Annotated in this window: 19 protein-coding genes; 6 read left to right on the forward strand and 13 right to left on the reverse strand. The window is 69.5% G+C overall.

Annotated elements, in window-relative coordinates; all coding sequences use genetic code 11:
* The first annotated feature begins 549 nt into the window (after positions 1–549).
* Together AB0J72_RS16655 and AB0J72_RS16660 are read left to right on the forward strand one after the other, a co-directional pair.
* The gene (locus tag AB0J72_RS16655; protein ID WP_363399500.1) at positions 550–1,092 is read left to right on the forward strand and encodes a dihydrofolate reductase family protein; all 543 of its coding nucleotides are present in this window, start codon (positions 550–552) and stop codon (positions 1,090–1,092) included.
* Positions 1,093–1,186: 94 nt separating this feature from the next.
* The gene (locus tag AB0J72_RS16660) at positions 1,187–1,666 is read left to right on the forward strand and encodes a DUF3995 domain-containing protein (protein WP_363399502.1); all 480 of its coding nucleotides are present in this window, start codon (positions 1,187–1,189) and stop codon (positions 1,664–1,666) included.
* 31 nt (positions 1,667–1,697) lie between these two features.
* Here AB0J72_RS16660 and AB0J72_RS16665 read toward each other — a convergent pair whose 3' ends face one another.
* From AB0J72_RS16665 to AB0J72_RS16695, 7 genes are all read right to left on the reverse strand, one after another.
* Positions 1,698–2,984, reverse strand: a complete 1,287-nt coding sequence (locus AB0J72_RS16665) for an Hsp70 family protein (protein ID WP_363399709.1) — start codon at positions 2,982–2,984, stop codon at positions 1,698–1,700.
* 142 nt (positions 2,985–3,126) lie between these two features.
* Complete coding sequence (locus tag AB0J72_RS16670; protein ID WP_363399504.1) at positions 3,127–3,990, reverse strand: MEDS domain-containing protein; 864 nt, start codon at positions 3,988–3,990, stop codon at positions 3,127–3,129.
* Positions 3,991–4,489: 499 nt separating this feature from the next.
* Positions 4,490–6,082, reverse strand: a complete 1,593-nt coding sequence (locus AB0J72_RS16675; RefSeq protein ID WP_363399506.1) for a beta-N-acetylhexosaminidase — start codon at positions 6,080–6,082, stop codon at positions 4,490–4,492.
* Positions 6,079–6,912 carry a carbohydrate ABC transporter permease gene (locus tag AB0J72_RS16680; RefSeq protein ID WP_363399508.1) on the reverse strand — a complete coding sequence of 278 codons (834 nt, stop codon included), beginning with the start codon at positions 6,910–6,912 and terminating at the stop codon, positions 6,079–6,081. The genes AB0J72_RS16675 and AB0J72_RS16680 overlap by 4 nt, the downstream gene beginning before the upstream one ends.
* Entirely contained in the window at positions 6,909–7,895 is a 987-nt protein-coding gene (locus tag AB0J72_RS16685; protein ID WP_363399510.1) for a sugar ABC transporter permease, read from the reverse strand. The genes AB0J72_RS16680 and AB0J72_RS16685 overlap by 4 nt, the downstream gene beginning before the upstream one ends.
* Entirely contained in the window at positions 7,892–9,175 is a 1,284-nt protein-coding gene (locus tag AB0J72_RS16690) for an extracellular solute-binding protein (protein WP_363399512.1), read from the reverse strand. The genes AB0J72_RS16685 and AB0J72_RS16690 overlap by 4 nt, the downstream gene beginning before the upstream one ends.
* A 106-nt stretch (positions 9,176–9,281) precedes the next feature.
* Positions 9,282–10,448 carry an alanine racemase gene (locus AB0J72_RS16695; RefSeq protein ID WP_363399514.1) on the reverse strand — a complete coding sequence of 389 codons (1,167 nt, stop codon included), beginning with the start codon at positions 10,446–10,448 and terminating at the stop codon, positions 9,282–9,284.
* Between the two features lie 101 nt (positions 10,449–10,549).
* Between AB0J72_RS16695 and AB0J72_RS16700 the strand changes: the two genes are divergently transcribed.
* Genes AB0J72_RS16700 through AB0J72_RS16710 form a run of 3 tightly spaced genes read left to right on the forward strand, consistent with a single transcriptional unit; the run spans position 10,550 to position 13,478 of the window.
* A complete protein-coding gene (locus AB0J72_RS16700; protein ID WP_354896807.1) occupies positions 10,550–11,860 on the forward strand; it encodes a transcriptional regulator in 1,311 nt (436 codons plus the stop codon).
* Entirely contained in the window at positions 11,850–13,088 is a 1,239-nt protein-coding gene (locus AB0J72_RS16705; protein ID WP_363399517.1) for an amidohydrolase/deacetylase family metallohydrolase, read from the forward strand. The genes AB0J72_RS16700 and AB0J72_RS16705 overlap by 11 nt, the downstream gene beginning before the upstream one ends.
* A 12-nt stretch (positions 13,089–13,100) precedes the next feature.
* A complete protein-coding gene (locus AB0J72_RS16710) occupies positions 13,101–13,478 on the forward strand; it encodes a RidA family protein (RefSeq protein WP_363399519.1) in 378 nt (125 codons plus the stop codon).
* A gap of 232 nt (positions 13,479–13,710) precedes the next feature.
* On the opposite strand, the gene AB0J72_RS16715 is transcribed toward AB0J72_RS16710, so the two are convergent.
* Positions 13,711–13,857: a hypothetical protein gene (locus tag AB0J72_RS16715; protein ID WP_363399521.1), complete on the reverse strand. Its 147-nt coding sequence runs from the start codon at positions 13,855–13,857 to the stop codon at positions 13,711–13,713.
* Between the two features lie 250 nt (positions 13,858–14,107).
* Positions 14,108–14,767: an AAA family ATPase gene (locus AB0J72_RS16720; protein ID WP_363399523.1), complete on the reverse strand. Its 660-nt coding sequence runs from the start codon at positions 14,765–14,767 to the stop codon at positions 14,108–14,110.
* Positions 14,768–15,038: 271 nt separating this feature from the next.
* On the opposite strand from AB0J72_RS16720, the gene AB0J72_RS16725 reads away from it, so the two are divergent.
* Positions 15,039–17,198: a LamG-like jellyroll fold domain-containing protein gene (locus AB0J72_RS16725; protein ID WP_363399525.1), complete on the forward strand. Its 2,160-nt coding sequence runs from the start codon at positions 15,039–15,041 to the stop codon at positions 17,196–17,198.
* 365 nt (positions 17,199–17,563) lie between these two features.
* Here AB0J72_RS16725 and AB0J72_RS16730 read toward each other — a convergent pair whose 3' ends face one another.
* The 4 genes from AB0J72_RS16730 to AB0J72_RS16745 all read right to left on the reverse strand — a co-directional run bounded on the left by AB0J72_RS16730 (position 17,564) and on the right by AB0J72_RS16745 (position 19,880).
* Positions 17,564–17,758 (reverse strand): hypothetical protein, encoded by a 195-nt coding sequence (locus AB0J72_RS16730; protein ID WP_363399527.1) that lies wholly within the window; start codon positions 17,756–17,758, stop codon positions 17,564–17,566.
* Between the two features lie 27 nt (positions 17,759–17,785).
* Entirely contained in the window at positions 17,786–18,055 is a 270-nt protein-coding gene (locus AB0J72_RS16735; RefSeq protein WP_363399529.1) for an SHOCT domain-containing protein, read from the reverse strand.
* Positions 18,056–18,368: 313 nt separating this feature from the next.
* Positions 18,369–19,061: a DUF305 domain-containing protein gene (locus AB0J72_RS16740; RefSeq protein WP_363399531.1), complete on the reverse strand. Its 693-nt coding sequence runs from the start codon at positions 19,059–19,061 to the stop codon at positions 18,369–18,371.
* A gap of 285 nt (positions 19,062–19,346) precedes the next feature.
* Positions 19,347–19,880 (reverse strand): FMN-binding protein, encoded by a 534-nt coding sequence (locus AB0J72_RS16745; RefSeq protein WP_363399533.1) that lies wholly within the window; start codon positions 19,878–19,880, stop codon positions 19,347–19,349.
* Between the last annotated feature and the right edge of the window lies 1 nt (position 19,881).

The following is a 19,881-nucleotide window of genomic DNA, read 5'->3' on the forward strand; positions in this document are numbered from 1 at the left end:
CAACGAGAACGCGGGCGTCGTCCAGCATGATTGGTTTGGAGCAGCCGTAGCAGGCTGGCTGACGCCCGTCGAGATATCTATGAAGAGAAGGCGATGAGAGACGTCGCCCGGACTGCACTTCGTACCGAGAGGCAGCTCTTGTGGACGGCGTACCGATTACCCTCAGCCCGTACGATCCGCAATGGGCTGTGCTGTTCGAGCAGGAGCGGATCAGCCTCGAAGCGGCTCTGGCGCGATGGCTGGCCGGGCCGGTACGAGCAACTCAAGCGCGATCTCGCGCACGCTCACGGCGCCGACCTCATGGCCTACGCACGCAACAAGGACGACTTCGTCAACGAGGTCCTCGGCGTGCGCGACAAGACGCAGGCTCCGACCGTCAGTTATCCCCGCAGACCGTGACGGCCGACGAGATCGACCACCGCACCGAGGAAGCGCTCGGCCGCATGCTATTTGCGCCTCATCTACAGCTCGCTGACCCGGCGGCGCATACGCTGAGGACGGCCACCGCAATCGCGACGGCCGTCCTCACAAAAACGAAGGAAGCGACGCATGCGGAAGGTTGTGCTCTACGAACTGCTGTCCCTCGACGGAATTGCCGAGGAGCCCGGGAACTGGATGTTCGATGTCGATCAACACGTATTCGACAATCTGTCCCGCATCATCAGCTCCCAGGACGCGGTGCTCATGGGACGCGGCACCTACGACTACTGGGTGGATTACTGGCCCAGCTCCGATATCGAACCGTTCGCCAGCTTCATCAACCACACAACCAAGCACGTCGTCACGTCGAGCCAGCCCGCCAAGCAGTGGAATGACACGGTGTTGGTGGACGCCCCAGTCACCGACTACGTCTCAGGACTCAAGCTTCAGAACGGCGGCGACATCGGGATTCATGGCAGCATCAGCCTGGCCCAGTCCCTCCTCGAAGCCGGGCTGGTCGACGAGTTGCGGCTGGTCATCACGCCGACGCTGGCCCATGACGGACGAAGGCTGTTCGACCACAAGGACGCGCTACGTCGGCTGACCCTCCTCGATGCGCAGTCCACACCGTCCGGACACCTCCTCCTGGCGTATCGCCCACTCCCGACCTGACCAGCGATCGACGGCATCCCGACCGTGCCGCAAGATCAGGTCGAGAGCGCAGCTGCAAGTCGGTCCCGGCCGTTCACGTGCTTAGGATCGAGCCATGCCGGACAATCCCGCGGAAGCCCGTCTCCTCATGGGAGCCGCAGCCGCGGGCCTCGTACATGCCGGGTTCAGTCTGTACTGGGCGCTTGGTGGTCGCTGGCTGCTGCCAACGGTCGGCCAGTGGGCAGTGACCATTGCGCGGGAAGCGCCAGTCACTGCCGGCCTGGCGCTGGTCGCCGTCGCTGCGGTGAAATGCGTGGTCGTGGCCGTTCCCCTGGTGAACAGCAGAAGGTCGCTCCCCCGGCCGGGCGCATGGCGAGCGTTCGCGTGGCTGGCCGCCATCGTGCTCACCGGATACGGGGCGTTGAATTCCATCGTCGCCTGGCTCGTTCTGGGTGGTGTGCTCCGGACGCAGGATGGCTTCGATCGGCAAGCGATGATCGGCCACGCCTACCTCTGGGATCCGCTGTTTCTCGTGTGGGGTCTGCTCCTCGGAGCTGGCCTGCTCATCGGCGGCAATGACCGGCGAAGTCGATAGGTGCCGCTGTACACATGACGGTTGCCGGTTGCTACTCGGCGATGTTCCAGAGGCGGACGGTATGGTCGGCCATGGTGGTGTTGTCAGGACTCAGCGCGACGCGGTGCACGCTGCCGTCGTGTCCGACGAACTGTTTGCCTACCTGGGCGCACGTTTTCGTGTCGATCAGGCGTACGGTGGCATCAGCGGGCCCGTTGCCGTTCTCCTTCGCAGGACTGACCAATGCCACGCGGGTCCCGGCGCTGTTGAACGCGGCATCGAGTACGGTCAGCGTCGCTCCGCCGGACTCGGTGATGGCGTCGATTCCTCCCGGGTAACCGGGGCTGCCGTCGATGTTCCAGAACGACCAGTTCGCCAGGAGTTTCGTCCCGTCCGGGGTGAACGCGACGACACGGCTGGATTCGCCTATTCGTGTGAATACCTTGCCCGTCGGCTTGTACGTGGTGGTGTCCCACAGCTGGACACTGCCGACCGATGCGCCTGCCAGCAGGTCGCCCTCGGAGGAGAACGCCATTGCCTGGGTCTGGGTTCCGTACGGCACGGCGTCCGGCAGCTCCGCGATCTGCCGATGGCTGGTGACGCTCCACAGCCGGTTCGGACCGCCACCGGTCACCGGTTTGTTCGCGGTCGCGAGCAGGGTGTTGTCGCGGCTGATCGCGAGGCTGACAACGGCGGCGCCGTATCCGGTGCCGCTCACATCCAGGTCTCCGCCCTCCTGCTGGCCGGTGGCGGTCTTGAACAGGCGCACCACGCCACCGAAGGCGAACGCGACCAGGGTGCCGTCGGGGCTGAACCGCATCGTGCTCACCTCTGCGACCGCGGCCGCAACGATGCGGTGTGCGTCGGCGCGCTGCGGCCGGTCCGGGAGCGGCGCGGAACGGTCCGGGGCTCCGTTGGCCGGGTCGACCGCGACCGCGTCGGCGCGGGCCAACGGTGCAACTGTCACGGATTGCCGGTCCGGCATCGGCGGATCTTCGACGACGGCCGTCGTCGCGTCGACGGGTGCTGGCGCGGAATGTGCACCGGCTCGCAGGCTGCCGGCCGCGACGACGGTCTCCGGCTGTTCGGTGACGGTCGGCTCGATGCCGAGCGCCTGGTGCAGCATCGTCGCCGCGAGCGGCACCCGGCTGGAGCCGCCGACCAGGAAGACCCCGGCGATCTCCTCCCGTGGGACACGGGAGGCCTGCAGCGTCGCCACGGTCACTTCCACCGTCCGCTCGATCAGCGGCCGGGCGATCTTGTCGAACTCCTCGCGGGTCAGGTGCAGTCCCGTGTCGGCAAGCGGAACGTACAGATCAGCCTGCGGGTGGCGGGACAGCTGTTCCTACGCCCCAGCATTGCCACCGTGCTTGACGTGCCGAAATCGATACCAAGGAGGTGCCCGCCGGCACTCACCCCACGCATCGTACAAACGCCCAACAACCCGAGACCGAGCACGGCGACAGACGTAGATCCCGCGATCAGGTCGTGTGGTCGCTGTAGAGGAGCGACGGCTCTGCGGCGCCGCCGAGAAGGTCGAGCGTGGACCGCAGTTGCGGCGAGCAGTGCATGATCAGCCCGCCCGGCACGGTTCGCGCGGACTGCAGCATCAGATTGGCGGTGGCACCGTCGGCGAACCGCAGCGCCGACGCGTCGATCATCATCGGCACGCCCGACACGGTGCAGTCGTCGCGGAGTTCTGCAACGCAGAAGTGCAGCGCGAGGCGGTTGGACAGATCGCTGTCACCGATCAGCCGTAGCACGGGACCGTCGCGAAGGATTCGCAGCAGCGACCGTTCCGTGTCCGATGGTGGCCACTGGTAGATGGTGCCCGGATGCGCCATGGTGATCGGCCGCAGCTGTCGGTGGCGGAGCAGTCTGCGGTCGTACTGGCAGGCAAGGGTCACGAAACCGCCGACGACCGCGCGGTTGAGCAGCAACTCGTAGCGGGCGAGCGCGTCAGCGCCGACTCCGGCCCGGTGTGCCCAGGACATGTCTGCGATCGCCCACAGGCCCGAGTAGCCCGCGGCGCGGGCGTCGGCAACCTCCGACGCCAACTTCCGCACGACCGCCTCCGCGATCAGTTTGCCGTCCTCGAGGTACCACTCCGCAGGCGAAGGCAGCGACAACTGGCCAGCGTCGAGGGCCGCCGCTACCGCGACCCCGAGTTCGCGCAGCCCAGCGGCCGCGGCCAGCGGGGCGGCGGTGCACCACACCACCCTGTCTCCCGCGCCCAAACCGGCCGCCACGAACGCCGCAGCCATGCCGAGCCGTGACACCGGGTCGTCAATGCACCAGCACACATGATCGCCCAGCTCGAAGCCAGCGGCCGAAGCGCGCGACACCCACACCACTCCCTGTCCTCCACGCCGCGCGCGCCATCCGCAGAACGGCCACTTCCGACGGACTCGCCCCTCACGGCGGTGGAACGCCCGCCGGCGGAGCGGGACACGCTGACCGGCCGAACCGACCATTCCGACATGTGCCATGCCGGTGCGCGATTCACACCTGTCAACTTGCATAACTCTACAACTGAAGAACCCATCAACAAGTGACGACAGGGCAAGGTCGAGCCGCTGCGGCGACGCACGAGTCGGCGAACAGCTATCGCCACGTCGCCAAGCGGTCGGCGCCTGCCTCGTTCTATGGGCAGGAAGGGCTCAACCACCCCGATCATGCCGCAGGTCCCGTGCGGCCACCCGTCCCGAACACGACGGTCACCTCAGCATTGGCGAGCCTCCAGGGGACCGCGTTCAGCTTGCGGCCCGCGCTGCGGGCTTCCCGCCGTCCGCGCCGCCGCCAAGGTCATCCGTCACAAGCACGCCCTCGGCATGGCCGGCCTGATCACTGCATGAACGGGGCGCCCAGCATCGCGCGGATCTCCGCCTCCCGCTGGGCGCGGGTCTTCGGGAAGCCCTGCGCGTCGGGGCGGCGCTGCCACGGGTGCGGGCCGCCCGGCGGGCGGTACTCGACGCCGAGCGCGTCGAGCCGGTCGAGATGCGACGCCAGCCTGGAGGTGAAGCCCTCGGCCGGGCCGGACCACATCACCTCGGCGAAGGAGGCCAGCCGCGGGAACGCCGCGTAGTCGACCGCGCGGGCGGACGGGAGGTGCTCGGTCCACACGTTGCACTGCGCGCCGAGCACCAGCCCCGCCTCGGCCAGGGTGAGGCCCGGCGGGACCGGATCGAAGGTGTACACGTCGGCGACGGACAGCCGCGTGCCGACGGGGATCGGTTCGTCGGGCGCGTCGGACTGGCGGTAGTCGAGGTAGGTCCACATGTCTGGGCAGGAGACGACGTGGTGGCCGGCGCGGACCGCGCGGACGGCCGCTTCCGGGCCGCGCCACGCAGCGATCAGTGCACCGCCGGGGGCGCCACCTTCGAGGATCTCGTCCCACCCGTGCACCGTCCGGCCGTGGCCGGCGATGTGGCCGGCGACCTGGCCGACGAACCACGCCTGCAGTGCCGTTTCGTCGGGCAGCCCGAGCTCCCGCATCCGGTCCTGGGCTGCGGGGCTCGCCTTCCACTCGTCCTTGGGGCACTCGTCGCCGCCGATGCCGATGTACCGGCCGGGGAAGATCGCGCACAGCTCGTCGATCACGGCGCGGCAGAAGTCGAGGGCGGCGTCGGACACGTTGAGCACGTGCGGTGAGACGCCCCAGCCGGTCCGCACGCCCACGTCGGCGAGGCCGTTGCCGAGCTGCGGGTATGCGGCCACGGCCGCCTGCATGTGGCCCGGCAGGTCGACCTCCGGCACGACCGTGATGTGCCGATCGGCGGCGTAGGCGACAATCTCGCGCAGGTCGTCGGCGGTGTAGTAGCCGCCGTGCGGGCGGTCGTCGACGACGCCGTGCTGCCGCGACCCGCGCATCGTGCCGTGCCGCCACGTCGCGATCTCGACAAGGCGCGGGTAACCGGGAATTGGCAGGCGCCACCCCTGGTCGTCGGTGAGGTGCAGATGCAGCACGTTCAGCTTGTGTACCGACAGCAGGTCGACGAACCGCAGCACGTCGGCTTTCGGCATGAAGTGCCGGGCGACGTCGAGCATGCACCCGCGCCACGGCCACCGCGGCGCATCGTCGACGGTCATGGCGGGCAGCAGCCAGTCGACCCCGGTGACCGGCGCTCGGCGGTACACCTCTGGCGGCAACACCTGCAGAAGACTCTGCAGACCATGGAAGACCCCCGCAGGCGTGCCGCCGGTGAGGTTGACGCCGTCCGCGGTGATGCGCAGGCGATAGCCCTCGTCGGGCAGTGAACGGTCGACGGACAACCGGATGTCGTCGCCGGGCGGCAGGAAACAGCCGGTGGCCGGGCCGAGCGTGGCGCGCAGCCAGGCCGCGGCCCGCTCGAGCCCGGGGGCGGCGGAAAGGGTCGTCGCGGGGGTGAGGCGAAACTCGCCGCGGTCGGGTTCCACTGTGGACGGACGGGGGATCATCCTTTCACCGCCCCGCCGAGACCGGCCACGAGACGGCGCCGGACCAGCAGGAAGAACAGCAGCACCGGCACGGTCATCAGCACGGACGCGGCCATGATGCCGCCCCAGTCGTTCTCGTCGGGTTTGAAGAACACCAGCAGCGCCATCGGCAGCGTCTGGTTCTCGGTGGCGCTGATGATGAAGGTCCGGGCGAACAAGAAGTCGTTCCACGCGGTGATGAACGAGAACACGCTCGTCGCCGCGAGACCCGGCGCGACCAGCGGGAACAGGATCCGCCACAGGACGGTGAAGCGGCTGGCGCCGTCGATGACGGCGGCCTCCTCGAGCTCGTCGGGGACGGCGGCGACGAACCCGCGCAGCATCCAGATCGCGAACGGCAGCGTGAACGCGGTGTGCACCAGCACCAGCGAGCCGAGCGTGTTGAGCCCGACCCCCGGCACGACGGTGCCGACGTCGCGGACGAGGAAGAACAGCGGGATGGTCAGCGCCTCGATCGGCACCATCTGCGCGACGAGGAACATGACCAGGATCGTCGTGCGGAACTTGAAGTGGTACTTGGTGAGCACCACCGCGGCGAGGAACGCGACGAGCGCCGACAGGGCGACCACGACGAGGGCGACGACGAGGCTGTTGAGGAAGTACCGGCCGAAGCTCTCGACGCCGAGGACGCGGCGGAAGCTGTCCAGCGACGGCGCGAGCGTCCACGGCCGCTGGTGCAGCGACTGGATCTCGCCGGGCGGTTTGACCGCCGACAGCAGCATCCAGTAGATCGGGAAGATCGTGACGAGGGCGACGAGGACCGCGGTCCCGTTGAGGAGGTGCTTTCTCACAGCGGTTCTCCGCTCCTGCGCAGCGCCCGCAGGTACGCGAGCGTCACCGCGAGCAGGATGACCATCATGACCACGCCGATGGCCGAGCCGAGGCCGTATTCGGACGCGGCGAACGCCTGCTGGTAGGCGTACACGTTGAGGGTGAGGTTCTGCCCGGCGATCCCGCCACCGCCGGTCATCACGTAGATCTGGGTGAACACCTTGAAGTCCCAGATGATCGACTGGATGACGACGATGGTGAGCAGCGGCCGCAGGATCGGCACGATGATCCGCCAGAACTGCTGCCAGGCGCCGGCGCCGTCGAGCTGGGCCGCCTCGAGGGTGGCGTCGGGGATGGCCTTGATCCCGGCGTACAGGGTGACCATGACGAACGGGAACGAGTGCCACACGACGACGGCGCCGATGAGGCCGAAGGCGCTGTAGCGGTCGTACATCCAGTTGTGACCGTCGAGGCCGAGGACCTGGTTGACGAGGCCGAGGTTGGCGTCGAAGAGGAACATCCACACCGTGGACCCGGTGACCGCGGGCGCGGCCCACGCCGACAGCGCCGCGACCGACAGCAGCGTCCGCGGCCACCGCCCGACCCGGGTCAGCAGCACCGCGAGCGCGGCGCCGACGGCGAGGGTCGCCACGACGCAGGCGGCCGCGAAACCGATGGTGGCGAGCAGCACCGACCAGAACCGTTCGGCGCCGAACAGTTCCGCGTAGTTGCCGGCGCCGACGAAGCGGGTCGGCTGCCCGCCGCTCACCTGCGCCTGCCGGAAGTCCAGCACCGACAGCAGGCCGAGCTGGTAGATCGGGTAGACGAACAGCGGGATCAGCACCGCGGCGGCCGGGACCAGCATCCACCACGGGGTGCGCCGTGCGCGGCCGGACGGGCCGGTGGCCGGGCGCCCGCCGCGACCGTCCACCGACCCGCCGGGTGCGGACGAGCGGCGGGCCGGCTTGGACCGGCCCGCCTCGTCCAGCGGGATCACTGTCACTTGAAGGCCGCGTTCATCGCGGTCGCCGCCTCGTCGGTCGCCTGCTCGACCGTCGCCTTGCCGGTCACGATCTTCTCCAGCATCGTCGGTACGACCGCCTGCGCGTCGATCTTGCCCCAGCCCGGGTGCAGCGGGACGAACTTCGTGCCGGCCGCGATGGTGTCCATGAACGGCTTGAGGAACGGTTCCTTGCCGGCCAGCTCGGTGCGGGCCGAGGTGAGCGTCGGCAGGTTGCCCATCGCGGTGTACATCTGCTCCTGGTACTTCTTGCTCGCGAGCAGCTTCATGAACTCGGCCGCGAGGGTGCGCCGCTGGGTGCTCTTCATGACGCCGAGATTGTTGCCACCGGCGAACGCGGGCGCGACCGACCCGGGCTTGGTGCCGGGCAGCGGCACGACCGCGTACTTGCCCTTCGCCGCACCGGCCTCCACGGCCGCCCGGTTGAAGTTGCCGAGGATCGCCATGCCGGCCTTGCCACTGGCGAACAGCTCCACCGTCTTGCCGCCGGTGAGGTCGGCGCACTGCTGCGGCGGGCAGTTGTCGGCCTTGATGAGGTCGGTGTAGGCCTTCACCCCGGCCCGCGACTGGGCCGAGTTGATGGTGGCGGTGTAGCCGGTGCCGGACTTCGTGGCGAGGTCGCCGCCCGCGTCCCACACGAACGGCAGCGCGCCGAAGGTGTACTTGCCGCCGACGGCGAGGCCGAACAGCTCCGGCTTCTTGGCCCGGATCTGCTTGGCGGCGGCGACGAGCTCCGCCTGCGAGGTCGGCGGGGTGAGGCCGAGCTCGGTGAACACGTCGGTGCGGTAGTAGAGGGCGCGTACCCCGACGTACCACGGCACGCCGTAGAGCTTGCCGTCGATGGTGGCGCTGTTCTTCAGGTCGGCGCCGAGGTCCAGCCCTTCGGCGTCCTTGCCGACCTCGGCGAGGCCGCCGGCGGCGACGTATTCGGGCAGGTCGGTGTTGCCGAACTCCACCATGTCGGGCGCGCTGGCCGGGTCGTTGAAGGCGCCCTTGAACCGTTCGCTGCGGGTGTTGACCGCGATGTAGGTGACCTCGACCGTCACGTCCTTGTGCGCGGCCTTGAACTCGGCGACGGCGTCGTCGACGACCTTCTCCTTGGGCGCGCGGTTGGGCTCGTCGAACAGCCACACCCGCAGGGCGCCGGTCTGCTTGTCGGCGCCGTCGTTCTGCGCGGGGGTGGTCGACGGCGCGCAACCGGTCAGCCCGGCGACCAGACCGGCCGCGAGGAGACCGGCGAGCGCCGTTGCGCGATATCTCATGTGGGCTCCCTTGAGGGGTGGCGCTTACGGACCTGGTTCGTATATAGTTCGTTGAACTGGCCCCTAGCCTGAGACGCCGGTCACCTCCGCGTCAATAGGTCGGCGCTCAGAAATGCGTCCGCAGGACATCCGTTACCGTGCCGTCATCGTCGACGACCGGGATCGCCCGCCACTTGTCGAAGGCGGTGCACGGGTGCGAGATGCCCAGCTCCACCAGGTCACCGGGGCGCAGCAGACCGTCCGGGTCGGCGAGGAACAGGTGGTGGTCGTTGACCTTCGTGACCGTCAGCCGGCCGTCGCGCGGGATCGGCAGCCCCTCGTCGAAGGAGACGTCACGCTTGCCGGCGCCCAGGATCGCCAGCCCCGGCTCGGGTGCGGAAAGGACCTGCGCCCACAGCGTCAGCGCCGGGCGCAGCTCGCCGGCGACCCGGTTGAACGGGGTCCGTTCACGGTAGAAGCCCTCGTCGTGGGACAGGTACGCGCCGCTGCGCAGCACCGTGGTGACCCGGTGGCCCGCGGGCCACCGCGCGCCGGCGCCGAGGCGGGCCGCGACCAGGTCGAACCAGGCGCTGCCACCGGTCGCGACCAGCACCTCCGGGCCGAGCAGTCCGACCCTGGACAGCGCGTGGACGGCCGCCCGCAGGTCGTCGAGGAAGCCGGACACACCCTCGGCACCAGGCTGGGTGCCCTCGTAGCCGGCCACCCCGGCGAGGCGCAGCGCCGGGTCGGCCTCGACGGCGGCCGCGACCGCCAGGAGCTCGTCCTGGGTGCGGCAGCCGGTACGGCCACCGGGGTGCCCGAGCTCCACGAGGACCGGCAGCGGCAGTCCGGCGGCGGCTCGTACACCAGCCGCGGAGTCGACCTGGAAGATCACCTCGAAGCCGGCCTCGCGCTCCCGCGCCAGCCACTCCAGAACGCGGCGGTCGAGCAGCTGACCGGCCACGACGACCCGGGTCGCGCCGAGGTTGCGCAGCGCGAGGACCTGGCCGGCGGTGGCCGCCGTCAGCGCCCACGCCCCGGCGGCGAGCTGCGCCCGCAGCAGCGACGGGGCCATGTGGGTCTTGGCGTGCGGGGCGAAGGCGAGGCCGTGCGCGGCGCAGAAGTCGGCCATGGTGCGCACGTTGTGCTCCAGCGCCGACTTCCGGGCCACCAGCAGCGGCCAGGTGAACGCGCCGTCGAACAACCCCGGCCGGGCCGCCAGGAAGTCGCCGGTCGGCACCGGGTCGGGCTGCCAGAATCCCTTGGTGCGCCAGTCCAGCAGTTCGCCGCTCATGAGATCTCCCGCTTGATTCTTCGGCCCGGAACCCGCAAGCTTCAACGAGCTACTTACGAACCGGCTCGTATAGCGCCGGAGCATAACGGAAGGACCCGCCAGTGCCGGTGCCGATGGTGATCGGGCTCGTCGTGCACGCGAGCCACCGCGGCCTGTTCGAGGACGCGGCCCGCACGCTGACGGGCGTCGCCCTCGAATGGGTGGTCTACGAGCACGAGGGCCAGATCCGAGCCGGCGTCCGCGCGCTGCTGGAGCGCCGCACCGTCGACGGCCTGCTGCTCGGCCCGGTGCCCTATGCCAGATGCCGCGACGTGCTCCCCGACGGCCTGACCGTCGCCATCACCCGCTCCGCCGGGCTCGACCTGGCGCTCGCCTGGTGCCGGGCGCTCATCCGCGGACTGCCGGCGACCCCGGTCAGCATCGACACGTTCACCCAGGAGACCGTCGACGACGTCGCCCACGCCCTCGGCCTCAACCGCGCCGACGTCGCGTGTCTGCCGTTCGAACCCGAACAGTCCGTCGAGGAGATCGTCGAGTTCCACCGCGCGTTCCGGGCCAGGTCCGGCAGCGCGTACACGATCAGCGTCCGCACCGGCGTGATGGCCGCCCTCGACGGCGAGCTGCCGGTCCTCAGCGGCATCACGGGCCTCGCCACACTCCGCGCCGAGCTGCACGAGCTGGCGCTGCGCATCCAGTCGAAACGGGCCAGCGAGCTGCGGTTCGCCGCCGGGGTGTTCCTCATCGCCAACCACTCCCCCAACCTCGACCGGGCCCGCATCGGCCTGATGAACCTGCTGCTCAACACCCCCGAGCTCGCCGACGGCTGGATCGAGAACCGCGACCGGCGCGGCGTCGTCGTCTTCGCGCACCGGGCGCTGTTCGAGACCCTCACCGGCAACTGGGTGAGCCTGCCGGTCCTCGCCCGCGCCCAGGAGACCCTCGGCGTGCGGGTCGTCGCCGGGTTCGGGGTCGGCGCCAGCGCCCGCACGTGCGTCGCCCTCGCCGAACGGGCCGCCGCCCGCGCCGAGCAGGACGGTTCGCCGGTCGCGTACCTCGTCGAGGACAGCGGCGTCGTCATCGGGCCGATGGGCAGCGCCGGGACGCCGCTCACGTTCACCTACCGCGGCCACAGCGACGGCCTCGAGAGCCTCGCCCGCGGCATCGGCCTGAGCCCGGCGACACTGTCGCGGCTCGCCGCGCTCGACCGCACCCTCAACGGCCGGCCGATCTCCCCCAGCGACCTGGCCAGCTCGCTGGGCATCACCGACCCCAGCGGCCGGCGGCTCATCCGCAAGCTCGGCGAGCACAACCTCGTCACCGCCGAAGGCAGCGCCCAGGCCACCCCGAAGGGCCGCCCCACCACGCTCTACCGGCTGACGATCAACGAGGCGATGGCCACCGATGGCGAGTGACCTCCTGCTGACCGGCGGCACTCTGCTCGAACCCTCCGGCACCTTCGACGTCGCCGTCCACGATGGACGGATCGCCGCGATCGGGCCGGACCTGCCGCGCGACGGCGCCCGCACGGTCGTCGACGTCCGCGGCCAGCTCGTCACCCCCGGCCTGATCGACCTGCACACCCACGTCCACCCCGGCGCCACCTACTGGGGCATCGACCCCGACCCCATCGCCTGGTACTCCGGGGTGACCACATGGGTCGACGCGGGCTCGGCCGGCGCGTACACCTTGGACGGGCTGCGACAAGCGGTGCGCGGGATGACCGTGCGGGTGCCCGTGCTGCTCAACATCGCCGCCGTCGGCCTCACCGGCCGCACCGGCGAGAGCAAGGACATCAACTCGTGCGACGTCGACCTCGCCGTCGAGACCGTCACCGCCAACCGCGACCTCGTCGTCGGCATCAAGGTGCGCATCGACCGGGAGACCGTCGGCCGCAACGGCATCGAGCCGCTCCGCCGGGGCCTGCGGGTCGCCGACGCGTGCGGGGTGCCGCTGATGGCGCACATCGGCGCCGGCCCGCCCTCCGTCGACGAGGTCCTCGACCTGCTGCGCCCCGGCGACCTCGTCACCCACTGCGCCAGTGCCATCGCTGCAGGGGATGCGGTGGTACGTCCGTCCCTTGTGGACGCCTATCGACGAGGTGTGCGGTTCGACGTCGGGCACGGCTCGGGCGGCTTCGCGTTCGACGTCCTCGAGGCACAGCTCGCCGCGGGGCTCGTACCGTTCAGCGTCTCCACCGACCTGCACGCGCGGTCGCTGTACGGCCCGGTGTTCGACCTGCCGACGACGATGGCGAAACTCCTCGCCGCCGGCCTCCCCCTCGCCGAGGTGGTGGCCGCGGCGACGAGCCGGCCCGCCGCCGCCCTCGGCCTGCCCGGCGGGACCCTCACCGTCGGCGCGCCCGCGGACCTCGCCATGTGGGACGTCCGCGAAGAGCCGTTCACCGTCGTCGACGCCCACCAGCAGCGGCGCACGTCCCCCGTCCGGCTCGTCAACGAGGCCACCTACGTCGCGGGCCGGCGCCTGCCCGCCCGACTGCCCGCCGACCCGCCGCCCTGGGTGCCGCTGACAGCCGCCCAGCGCTCGGCGCTGTCGGCGCGCGCCGACGGGCTGCGCGCGCTGCTGAACACCCCACTCGTCGGCCCTGACGACCTCGCCGAACAGTTCCCACGCCACCACTGAAAGGTTGCCACCATGCCCAAGCGGACCGTCATGACCGACCAGGCCGCACCACCCGGCGGGCCGTATTCGCACGCCGTCGTCGCCGGTGACACCGTCTACCTCGCCGGGGCCATCCCGGCACTGCCGGACGGGACACGGGTGACCGGCCCGTTCGAGGAGCAGGCCCGGGCCGCCTTCCGGAACCTGGCCGCCGTCGCCGCCGCCTGCGGGGCGTCACTCGACCAGGCCGTTCGGGTCGGCGTGTACCTGCGGGACTTCACCGACTTCCCGGCGATGAACGCGATCTACGCCGAGTTCTTCGGCCCTGACAACCTACCGGTCCGCACGACGATCCCGGTGCCGCTCGTCGGATTCGACATCGAGGTCGACGCGATCCTGTACACGGGCTGAGCGCGCCTCTTGTCGATGCCGGGGCACGGGCGTCCAGCGGCGGCAGCGCCCGCGGAGGCTGCGAGGATGGTGCCGGGCTCGAACTGGTGCATGTTCCAGCCGCCGCGCCCGTGCCCGGGCTGGCTCCGGGGTGGGCTGCCGGCCCGTGCGTGGCCCCGGTTCGACCTCGGGTCGACGGTCGCCGCCGGAGCTCGCCGGCTGGGGACCGCCGCCACGCGGCAGATGCGTACAGCTACGGCTTCGTGTTCTCGCGTAGTGCGCGGCGCTTCCAGGCGTCCTCGATGCCTGCGCGCACTGCCGCCCGAACAACGAGGTAGAGCGACACGCAGCCGAGCGCCCACAGCAGAACGGTGACACCGGCGACCCCTGGATTCGACATGCCGCTCAGCATAGAGATCGATCGACTCGTTGTGTGCCCGCACATCGGCAGCAGCGGATACCGGGCGAGGCCAGTGGCTCTGGTCGTCTCAGTGGGCTTGTAGTGCTCAGCGCATCGGAGCGGTCGGCTGTCACGGCACCGTTCGGCAATCGGTGGCCGGGGCTGGCGCCCGCTGGAGCGCCGCAGGAAGACCCTGCTGTTCAGCCAGACACGCCACTCACGGACAGCAGCGGCATGTGCGGGCGTCCGATCAAGTGCTCGGGCCCCGGTGCAATCGAGATGCGGCGGACGCTGCGACCGGTGGACCATCGGCTGTCTGGTAGCCCTGCGAGCACGGCTGCGGAGCGATGCCGAAATGCGTGATGGTCATGTCGGCCACCTCGGCGGGACTGCGCCTGGTGTTGTCGATGCGCAGGTAGTCGGTACGGTCGTCGAACCGGCCTCCCGAGCCGAGGCGGTACTGCTGATCCAGTTCGAGCAGGTTGCGCTCCGAGAAGGCGACATCCCGCTTGGACGGCTTCTCCGCCAGGCGTGACGCGCCGCGATTCCGCCGGAGCCGTTCCTCCTGGCTGGCCTCGAGCTCAAGGAAGAGGACCCGGCCGCCGCGCCGTCTGAACGGCTCCGCGAAGCCATCCACTGCCACCTCATCGTCGGGAAGGTCGAACGCCCAGACGAGGGTGAAGATCAGTCCGGGCAGATCGCTGGCCGCCACCTCTTCGATCAGGTCGCGACGGAACCGGTCGATCAGCCGCCCGAACGGCGGACTACCGAACGGGAAGAACCGATGCACCGGCTCGATCGCCATGTGGTTGTGGAACAGCCGCAGGCCGGTCCGGCCGGCGATCTGCTCGCCCACGGTCATCTTCCCCACGGCCGGCGGCCCGACGATGAACAGCAGCGTCCCGGTCACCTCGCCAACGCTAGCGGTCCTCAACCTCACAATGTCCAGCCGCGGTGTGATCTTCAAGTTCTGCACCTGCACCTGTTCACATATGAGAACTCAATAGATTTCGGTTCGAGTATATAGACGCAGTTCGCGCTTTTGTGTTAAGAAGTGTTCACGTTCAGTCCTACTGGTGGTGGTATCCGCCATGCCGAACCCCAAGGGATGTCTCATGAAAGTGCCCCGCTGGTCCTCCCCGGTTCCGCTCTTCGCACATGCCGATCGATGGCGGGGGCGAGTGTTCGCCCCGCTCGCTGCGGCGGCCGTCGCGTCGGTCATGCTCGCCGGATCGGCGGCGACCGCTGCTGCCAACGCCGGCGCGCTGGCGGCTCCGGCCGACGACGGCCGGCTCACCGTGCTGCTGTTCTACAAGACCAACTTCCACGCCTCCAACGTGCAGGCCCGGCAGGCCGTGCGTGACCTGGCCACCCAGCTCGGCACGCAGTACAACCAGCCGGTGGACATCCAGGAGACCGACGACCCGGCGGCGTTCACCACCGCGAACCTCGCCACCAAGGACACTGTGGTCTTCGCGCAAACCGGTGGCGTGCTGTTCGACGCGGCGCAGCGCTCGGCGCTCGAGGCCTACATCCGCGGTGGCGGCGGCTACATGGGCATGCACTACGCCGGATGGTCGGTCGGTCAGAGCGAGCACGACGTCAACCCGTTCTACTACCGCCTCGTCGGCGCCGTCTCCGAGGGGCACCCGGAGAACCCCGGCGTTCGCCCCGGTCGCGTGTTCGTCTCGGACGCCAGCCACCCGCTGGTCCAGGGCGTGACCGCTTCGATCACCCGCAGCGACGAGTGGTACGACTGGGTGGTCAACCCCGCACCCAACGTCCGCACCCTGATCGAGGCCGACGAGTCGTCCTACGGCGGCGGCGCCAACGGCTCCCCGCACCCGCTCACCTGGTGCCAGAAGATCGACTCCGGCCGCTCCTGGTACACCTCCATGGGCCACGAGGGCACCGCCTACAGCGAACCGTACATGCGTGCCCAGATGAAGAACGGCCTCGCCTACGCCGCCGGGCTGCTGAGCGCCGACTGCTCGCCGCCGCCGCCGGTCGCCGGTGTCCCGATCCGCTACGAGTTCGAGGAAGGCTCGGGCACCACGGGCGCCAACACCGGCACCGTCGGCTCGGTCGGCGCGGCCGTCCTGACCGGCACCACCGGCTGGTCGACCAACGGCATCCTCGGCAAGGCGGTCAACCTGCCCGGTGGCAGCACCGCCAACGCGGTCGACCTGCCGGACAACCTGCTGCAGAACGCGCCGAACTTCACCACCGCGTTCTGGGTGCGCCCCGACACCAAGAACAACTGGACCAGCATGTTCCACATCGGCGACGGGCTCGGCTCCGCCGGGAGCTACTTCCACATCCAGATGCAGACCCAGGCAAGCGGCAACACCGGACTCGCCGCCACGTTCAAGGCGAAGACCGGTCCCGAGGAGCGGGTCTATGCCAGTCCTGTCCGGGACGTGGTGGCCAACCAGTGGAACCACGTGGCCTTCACCCGTCAGGGCTCGACCGGCACGCTGTACCTCAACGGCGTGGCGATCGCGAGCCGTACCAACCTGACCGTCGACATGACCGCCATCGGCCCGACGGCCAACAACTGGCTGGGCCGCAACGGGTACGGCGACGCCCCGTTCGACGGTCTGATCGACGACGTACGGGTGTACACGTCCGCACTGAGCGCTCCGGCGGTGACGGCGGTGTACAACGAAGGCAACGCCGTCCGCTACACCTTCAACGAGAACACCGGCACCGCCGCCGGGAACTCGGGCACGAAGACGTCGGTCGGTGCGGCCACGCTGCAGGGCACGACGTCCTGGGCAGCCGGCCGGTCCGGCAGCGCGGTGTCGCTGCCGGGCGGCGCCGCGAACTCGGGCAACCAGGTCAAGCTGCCCGACAACATCCAGTCCGGACTGACCAACCAGTTCGCCGTGTCCTTCTGGGCGCGTCCGGACACCCTCCCGAACTGGGTGCCGCTGCTGCAGATCGGCAGCAGCACGGACACGTTCTTCCTGCTCCAGTCTGGCACGAACAGCGGAACCACCGGCTTCGGCGCCACCTTCAAGGCGGCCGGAAACCCGGCACAGGAGCGCCTCACGCTCGGTTCCGGCCGCGACCTGCCGCTCAACCAGTGGACCCATGTGGTGTTCACGATGAACGGCTCGACCGGCAAGATCTACTTCAATGGCGTGCTCCAGGGCACCCGTACCAACTTCCCCATCGGCATCGGCAACGTGGGCGTGGGCGGCAACACCACGGCCAACTTCATCGGCGGGACGAGCTGGGGCGACCCCCGGTTCGACGGTCTGATCGACGACTTCCGCCTGTACGGCTACGAGCTCAGCGCCGACCACGTGGCGCAGCTGTACTCGGGTCGCCGGTGACCGCGCTGTTCTAGTGGGAGCATCCACGCCCGCGCCCGGTCGGACTGACGGCTCCCGCCAGCGAACAGCTGGGTCACAATCCGAGTGAGCGTGGAATACATGACGACGTGGGCCCCGGAATCTCTCCCGGGGCCCACGTTCGTACTGATCGGGTATGCCCTGTGGGGCTCTGTTGCGTTGCCGGACTGGCTGATCAGGCAGAACTCGGAACGACGTGGGTCGCCAGGGACTCGAACCCTGAGCCTACGGATCAAAGTGCGCAGCACCACGCCCCGCACGCGCATCACGAGCCGGGACGTCCGACCGGCGTTCCGGGTGCAGACGAAGACCAGGATCGGGAAGATGAACAGCGTCGGGATGGTCGGTCACCGCGGCGGGAACCCGATCTTCGAGCCGTGCCGGCCTGACAGCAGGTAGATGGTCAGCGGGATGCCGTACAGCTCGGTGAACAGCGGGACGAGGGACGCGGTGGACGCGCCCTTCGCCCGCCGGTCCCGGCCGATGCGCGGATGGAAGAGCTGGCCGCGAGCACCGCGGTGTTGAGGATGAACAGTGGCCACTGCCCGTAGGCGGCGCCGGTGTCCACGTCAGCCTCCGGGTCCATGGGTGTGAGCGCCGCTCAGGACCTGCAGCCGGCGGGTGTACTCGTCTTCATCGATCTCGCCACGGGCGAACCGGTCGGCCAGTACCTGCTGCGGTGTGGATCGTTGGCCGCTCGACGTATCGACCTGGCCGCCGCGACCCACGCCGCGAACGAGCAGCACGATGCCGGCGATCACCAGGCCCCAGAACAGCAGGTTGCTCACGGTCATGAGGACGATGCCCCAGCCGCCCATGCCGTTGCCCCAGTACATCATCGTGATCTCCTCCGTCCAGCGGCCGGACTGCCTGCTGGCCGTGAGCTTGTGGTCCGATCGCCGCCGCGATTGCGTACAGACCCCAGGGTTGGCGTTTCATGACGGCCCTTCATGCCGCCCTACCTCTATCGTGCCCGCGGCTATCGGGCACGGGCATGGACAAACGTCCCGTCATCTGGGCCTCAGGTCACTGGTCCGGGCCGGACGAGCTCGGAGAAGGTCCTGACCCAGGGCCGGTTCGGTACCGGCCGCGACGGCTACGCCGCGATGCTCCAGTCCGGCCGGGGCGCCGCGTCTTGTCCGCGCAGCGTGTTCATGAATGCGACTGGCCGGCCATCTGCTGCATCGCAGCGATCTCGGCCTGCTGTGTCTTCACGATACGGCCGGCGAGAGCCTTGGCGTCCGGGTTGGTTCCATGGGCCAGCTCCGCCTGGGCCATCATGACCGCTCCCTGGTGGTGAGCGATCATCATCTGGAGAAACAGCTTGTCGAAGTCGGTGCCGGTCGCCGCCTTCAGCTTTGCCATGTCTGCGCTCGACATCATGCCCGGCATCGTCGGCATCCCGCTGGGCATCATCCCGCTCGGCATCATGCCGTTCGGCGATGCTCCATTCGGCATCATGTTGCTCGGCATGCAATGCATCTCGGGGCAGCTCGGCATCGTGGTCGGCTGGCCCCAGGCGACCAGCCAGCCCTTCATCGTTGCGATCTCCGCCTTCTGCCCGGTACTGATCTTGGCGGCGAGTTGTTTGACGTCCGGATCGGTTGCCTTCTTCTCGGCGAGGGCGGCCATCTCCACGGCTTGCTCGTGGTGCGGGATCATCATCCGGACGAACACCGCGTCGACGTTGTTGAAGGTCGGGTTGACGCTGACACTGACGCTGCCGTTGTTCGTTGCCGTGGGACTACCGCCACCGCTTGCGGTGTCGCTGCAGGCGGTGAGCGTGACGGTCGCAGTGAGGGCGACGCCCACCAGCACGGCGCTGACTCGGGTGTAGTACTTCATGGCGCACAGACTCTTTCGACTCGGTGTGGTGAGCTGCATCGCCCTGAGCGGCTACCCCTGTGATGCGGTCAAACCGAACGCGGGCGTCATCGCCCGGACGGCGTGACCTCGGAGCTGCGATCCGGTCCACGGCCGGACTCGGCGCATCCCACACTCCCGGGCATCCACGGCATGCTTCCCGAACCGGGTGGCGTTATGCGAGCTCCACACCACCGACCGGGAACTCACCCAGGACACCGCCGGCAGGGTGGCCAGGTCATCGCGGACCAGGACCACATCGGCGCATCACGCCCGGAACTGGGCGGTGTCAAGCGCGGCCTGCAGCGACGTGCGGTAGCTCTCGCTGGTCTGGGTTGCGCCGGACACCGCGTCGATGCGGGCGCTCTGCGACGTCAGGGCCTGTGCGCGCAGCCGCGGAACCGCGAGCGCGGTGAGTTCGCGGGAGAATCCGCCGGGGGCCTGCAGGACGGTGACATCGGTGATGGTGGCGTTGTCGATGCGGACCTGGACCTGGACCGGTCCCCAGATGGTGCCGACGGCCGGGCCGTTGACGACGAGGACTGCGCCGGACCGGGTCACGGTGCCGGGGCTGGGCGCAGGCGGGGCCGCAGTGGCATCCGGGGCCTGCGACGGGGTGCCGGGGTCCGTGGTCGCATCGGCGTGCTGCGGTGCCGGTGATGCCGCAATTCCCGACGTGTCGCTGCCCGGCGCCGCGGCTGCGGGCACCGGGCGGACCGGCCCCATGGTTGAGGTCCGATACGTGAACACCAGCACGATCATCGCGGCCGTGCCGGCCAGCCAGAGCGAGATTCTGTGCACG

Origin of the sequence: Dactylosporangium sp. NPDC049742 (assembly GCF_040674675.1) — a bacterium.
Classification (GTDB): domain Bacteria; phylum Actinomycetota; class Actinomycetes; order Mycobacteriales; family Micromonosporaceae; genus Dactylosporangium; species Dactylosporangium maewongense.

Coding starts and splice junctions, on each gene's coding strand:
- AB0J72_RS16690 (WP_363399512.1), bottom strand. CDS start 9,175: ATGAGATATCGCGCAACGGCGCTCGCCGGTCTCCTCGCGGCCGGTCTG.
- AB0J72_RS16695 (WP_363399514.1), bottom strand. CDS start 10,448: ATGAGCGGCGAACTGCTGGACTGGCGCACCAAGGGATTCTGGCAGCCC.
- AB0J72_RS16735 (WP_363399529.1), bottom strand. CDS start 18,055: ATGATGTACTGGGGCAACGGCATGGGCGGCTGGGGCATCGTCCTCATG.
- AB0J72_RS16655 (WP_363399500.1), top strand. CDS start 550: ATGCGGAAGGTTGTGCTCTACGAACTGCTGTCCCTCGACGGAATTGCC.
- AB0J72_RS16740 (WP_363399531.1), bottom strand. CDS start 19,061: ATGAAGTACTACACCCGAGTCAGCGCCGTGCTGGTGGGCGTCGCCCTC.
- AB0J72_RS16675 (WP_363399506.1), bottom strand. CDS start 6,082: ATGATCCCCCGTCCGTCCACAGTGGAACCCGACCGCGGCGAGTTTCGC.
- AB0J72_RS16710 (WP_363399519.1), top strand. CDS start 13,101: ATGCCCAAGCGGACCGTCATGACCGACCAGGCCGCACCACCCGGCGGG.
- AB0J72_RS16715 (WP_363399521.1), bottom strand. CDS start 13,857: ATGTCGAATCCAGGGGTCGCCGGTGTCACCGTTCTGCTGTGGGCGCTC.
- AB0J72_RS16660 (WP_363399502.1), top strand. CDS start 1,187: ATGCCGGACAATCCCGCGGAAGCCCGTCTCCTCATGGGAGCCGCAGCC.
- AB0J72_RS16705 (WP_363399517.1), top strand. CDS start 11,850: ATGGCGAGTGACCTCCTGCTGACCGGCGGCACTCTGCTCGAACCCTCC.